This is a genomic window from Nocardioides sp. (assembly GCF_050699375.1).
Taxonomy (GTDB): Bacteria; Actinomycetota; Actinomycetes; order Propionibacteriales; family Nocardioidaceae; genus Nocardioides.
Window position 1 is genome coordinate 1 of record NZ_JBOHDN010000016.1, and the last position, 3,821, is coordinate 3,821.

The window sequence follows — 3,821 nt, forward strand, 5'->3', positions numbered from 1 at the left end:
TTCCTCCCCGGTCCGCCGCCATGGCACGCACTGGGCGGCGTTGCCCCCGCTCGAAAGACCCCGGTATGCCTTCGCGGGGAGGTCTGAACGAAGTGGCCTTTGCCCAGCACGCACCCTGACGACGGACAAGGGACGAACTATCGGCTCCGACCACTAGCGCTGGTTCGGCATCGTCGCGCAGTTGGACGCAGCCGGGTCTCCGCCTCCGACCAGCCCGGTGAGCCAGTCGACCGCGGCGGTCTGGTCGACCAGCAGCGGCGCGATGTGGTTGGTGATCAGCCCGTCGCCCAGGTTGGGCAGGACAACAGCCTTGTAGGTCACCTCGGCATCCTGGCCGCACCAGTCGACGGCGAGCTGACGGGCCTGCTCGTGCGGGACGATGTCGTCCTCGGTGCCCGTGGCGACGCGGACCGGGACCTGCGGGGTCATTCGCCCGAGCTTCTGCTCGGAGATGATCGCCTGGACCGCAGGCTCGCGCTCGATGATCTCGTCGAGGCTCTCCCCGGTCGTGGTCCAGTTGCTGCTCCGCTGGAACGGGTAGCTGAAGATGGCGTCGGCGACGCAGGCCGTCGAGAGGTCCTCGAGCGCCTCGTGGCCGGCCTCGTTCAGGTTCTCCTCCAGGATCGGCCGCATCTCCGGGTTGGACTGGGCGAGACCGTTGATGGTCCAGCCCAACGCGCCCGCCAGCCCGGACCCGTCGATGCCCTTGGCGGTGGCCCGCAGGTCGGCGGGCGGCGCACCGACGTAGGCGCCGACCAGGTTGACGTCGGGAGCGTACGTCCCATGGAGCTCAGAAGCCGACCCGGTGGCGCCGCCGCCCTGGCTGTAGCCGAAGAGGCCCACCCGAGACGACCCCGTCACCGAGGCGTCGGGCAGGTTGACCGCGGCCCGCGCCGCGTCGAGGACGGCGTGCCCCTCGTCGACGCGGTCGACGTAGGTGTGCAGCCGGTCCGTGGCGCCCAGGCCGACGTAGTCGGTCACCATGACCGCCACACCCCGCGCGAGCAGCCGGTAGACCCCGATGTCCTCGTAGCCCACGGAGACGGTCTTGCCGTTGAAGAAGATCGGGTGCTCGAGTCCGAGCGAGGCGGAGCACTGGTCACCCTGGCCCATCGTGCCGGGTGCGACGACAACCAGCGGCCGGTCACCCTCGCCCTGCCAGTCCGCGAACGGCTCGATGTAGGCGCCGGTCACGGCCGCCGCGCCGCCGTTGTTGTCGGTCGTCTTGTACATGACCCGCGTCGCGGTGCCCGGCAGCGACCCGACGCCCGGGATGGACAGGCCGGCTCCCAGGGGGAGCGGCTCGGTGCGTACGAGCTCGCCGTCGGCGCCGGGAAGGTCTGCCGGCGGGTTGTAGAACTCCGGGATCTCGACGCCGCGAGAGACCACGTTGGTCTCGCTGTCGGCAGCACTCGCGGGGGAGTAGAGGGAGGCAGGAGAGACCGCTGCGACGGCCAGTGCCAGGGCCAGAACGCGGGTCGCACTCCTGCTTGGGCGGTTGACGAACATCCGAGCTGCACCGTGCGGCATGGGGGATAACTCCTCGTTTGCGGGGACCACCTCGTCCCGAGTTACTGAAGAGTAATGTGACCGCACTCACGGTGACAAGGGTTTCAGTCCACACTTGTACACCGAAATTTCTCCGGACCTACGTCGCGGCAACCGGTTGGCGCAGAATCGTGCGCAGCCTGGCCGGCTCGACGCGCCGAGGATCACTGAGATAGATCTCATGGTGCTTCCCGGTCATCCGAAGTCCGTGCTCCGGGATGAACCGCTCGTGCAGCTCCTCGAGCACCGGGCCCTCCTCGTCGTAGGACCCGAGGTGCAACGTCTGGACACAGGTGCCCTCCTCGAGGGTCTCGAGGCGGATCTTGTCGAGGCTCGCCGGCCTGTCCTTGGCCGCCGCCGCAGTCTTCGCGTCCTCGACCATCTGCTCGGTGATCCAGGCCGGTGTCATGATCATCGCGGTCCAGTCCCAGCGTGACTTGTCCCGGCTACGCGTGAACGCGTCCATGTCGTCGGCCCACCACAGCGCCTCCAGCGGCGGCACCACGTAGTCGCGATCCTGGCTCTTGCTGGCGAACTTGAGCTTGTACGCCACCGGGTACAACGCCCCCAGCGCCTCCGCATACTCGCCGCCGGCGTTCGGGTCACCATGCCCGTCGACCATGAGATAGGGGAGTGGCGGCACCTCGAGCCGCCGAAACTCGCCGCGACGCGCCCGGAAGCTGTCGAGCGTCTTCTTCAGATCCGTCTTCTCCGCCATGGAGCCATGATCCCTTCCGACCGGGACCGTCGCGGGCGAAACTCGGGTGCTGTCGCGTCTCAGCGCGCCTACGATCCAGACATGGCAACCGTCGAGGACGTCCGGTGGCTCGGGTCGAGCCTGGAGCGGTCCTATGAGGTCTTCGTACGCAACCGGCTGAAGTTCCGCGTCGGCTCGATCGTCTACGTCGCCTTCTCCCTGGACGAGACCGAGATGGGCTTCGGGTTCCCGAAGGAGGAACGTGCTGCGCTGGTCGCGAGCGCCCCGGAGAGATTCCACCTGCCGCGGGAGTCGGAGATGCGGTTCAACTGGGTGGAGTCGTCTCTTGCCACCCTCGACCCGCTCGAAGCGTGTGAGTTCGTGGTGGACGCGTGGCGGCTGTGTGTTCCGAAGAAGGTGGCAGCCGCCTACGACCTCCTTCATCCGGGCGGGCCTGGGCCAGATCGGCCCGAGACCAGGGGAGAAGCCGGCCGATGATCCTCGCGAAGGAGCGCGATCCGCGGCTGGTGACGATCCGCCGCGGCGGGACGCTCACCGACGCCGACCACCATCTGCTCGCGCTGTGGGCCGCGACGTGCGCAGAGCACGTGCTCCATCTGTTCGAGTCCGCCGCCCCTGATGACCCGCGACCGCGGCAGGCGATCGAGGCGGCTCATGCCTGGACCCGTGGCGAGCTCAAGATGATGGAGGCTCGTGCGTTCGGCGGGCACGCGATGGGTGCGGCGCGGCCGCTGGCGGGAGCTGCCAGGAATGCCGCCTACGCCGCCGGCCAGGCAGGTGTGGTCGCACATGTCGCTGCCCACGACCTGGGTGCTGCTGCGTACGCCATCAGGGCGGCGCGCGACGCCGCACCGCCGGATGAGGCCGAGGAGGCCGGCCGTCAGGAGTGCCGATGGCAGCGTGAACAGCTCCCGGCGCCGGTCCGTGAGCTCGTCCTCGACGACCAGCGGATCCGCAACGACCTCTGCTGGTCGGTCTTCGACTGAGGTGGTGTCAGCATCGACGACATGGAGCAGGCTCGTGAGCGGCTGGGCGCCGAGCGCCGGCTGACGCTCGCCCGCCTTGCTGATCTGACCAGCGACTTCGACGCCGTCATCGCCGCCTCACGAGACACCAACGCAGACGACGAGCACGACCCTGAGGGCGCCACGATCGCCTTCGAGCGATCCCAGGTCCAAGCGCTCGTACGTCAAGCACGACGGCACCTCGAAGAGATCGACGCCGCCACGGAGCGCCTGGACGCGGACACCTACGGGATCTGCGAGAACTGCGGCCGGCCGATCGGCGGCGGCCGGCTCGAGGCGCGCCCGGTGGCGCGCACCTGCATCAGCTGTGCCGGGAAGCCACGGCACTAACGGCGGTGCCGTCGGCGCTCATCGCGCATCCCGACGAGATCGCGGTGGATCCTGCGTGCCCGTCGACGCTCGAGCCCCGCCAGGAGGAATCCGGCCGTGGCCGCGAGCAGCATCAGGACGATCAGCACTGCAACCGGGGCGCCCACCATGGCCAGAACGAAGCCCGCCATGACGAACAGGTACCCGAGACCGACCGCTTC

At 68.9% G+C, this 3,821-nt stretch carries 6 protein-coding genes; 3 read left to right on the forward strand and 3 right to left on the reverse strand.

What is annotated here, in order from left to right; genetic code table 11:
- Positions 1-153 precede the first annotated feature (153 nt).
- Complete coding sequence (locus ACRDPS_RS00655; protein ID WP_431499685.1) at positions 154-1,530, reverse strand: lipase family protein; 1,377 nt, start codon at positions 1,528-1,530, stop codon at positions 154-156.
- Between the two features lie 118 nt (positions 1,531-1,648).
- The gene (locus tag ACRDPS_RS00660; protein ID WP_431499686.1) at positions 1,649-2,266 is read right to left on the reverse strand and encodes a GyrI-like domain-containing protein; all 618 of its coding nucleotides are present in this window, start codon (positions 2,264-2,266) and stop codon (positions 1,649-1,651) included.
- An 81-nt stretch (positions 2,267-2,347) separates the two neighbouring features.
- On the opposite strand from ACRDPS_RS00660, the gene ACRDPS_RS00665 reads away from it, so the two are divergent.
- Genes ACRDPS_RS00665 through ACRDPS_RS00675 form a run of 3 tightly spaced genes read left to right on the forward strand, consistent with a single transcriptional unit; the run spans position 2,348 to position 3,621 of the window.
- A complete protein-coding gene (locus tag ACRDPS_RS00665) occupies positions 2,348-2,743 on the forward strand; it encodes an MmcQ/YjbR family DNA-binding protein (protein WP_431499687.1) in 396 nt (131 codons plus the stop codon).
- Entirely contained in the window at positions 2,740-3,252 is a 513-nt protein-coding gene (locus ACRDPS_RS00670; RefSeq protein ID WP_431499688.1) for a putative immunity protein, read from the forward strand. Before ACRDPS_RS00665 ends, ACRDPS_RS00670 begins: the two co-directional genes overlap by 4 nt.
- 21 nt (positions 3,253-3,273) lie before the next feature.
- Entirely contained in the window at positions 3,274-3,621 is a 348-nt protein-coding gene (locus ACRDPS_RS00675) for a TraR/DksA family transcriptional regulator (protein ID WP_431499689.1), read from the forward strand.
- Here ACRDPS_RS00675 and ACRDPS_RS00680 read toward each other — a convergent pair.
- On the reverse strand, positions 3,618-3,821 hold a 204-nt coding region (locus tag ACRDPS_RS00680; RefSeq protein WP_431499690.1), incomplete at its 5' end, for a hypothetical protein. The two genes, ACRDPS_RS00675 and ACRDPS_RS00680, sit on opposite strands and share 4 nt — an antisense overlap.

Excerpts from the sequence above, each read along its gene's own strand:
- ACRDPS_RS00655 (WP_431499685.1), bottom strand. The coding sequence starts at position 1,530 with ATGCCGCACGGTGCAGCTCGGATGTTCGTCAACCGCCCAAGCAGGAGT.
- ACRDPS_RS00660 (WP_431499686.1), bottom strand. The coding sequence starts at position 2,266 with ATGGCGGAGAAGACGGATCTGAAGAAGACGCTCGACAGCTTCCGGGCG.
- ACRDPS_RS00665 (WP_431499687.1), top strand. The coding sequence starts at position 2,348 with ATGGCAACCGTCGAGGACGTCCGGTGGCTCGGGTCGAGCCTGGAGCGG.
- ACRDPS_RS00670 (WP_431499688.1), top strand. The coding sequence starts at position 2,740 with ATGATCCTCGCGAAGGAGCGCGATCCGCGGCTGGTGACGATCCGCCGC.
- ACRDPS_RS00675 (WP_431499689.1), top strand. The coding sequence starts at position 3,274 with ATGGAGCAGGCTCGTGAGCGGCTGGGCGCCGAGCGCCGGCTGACGCTC.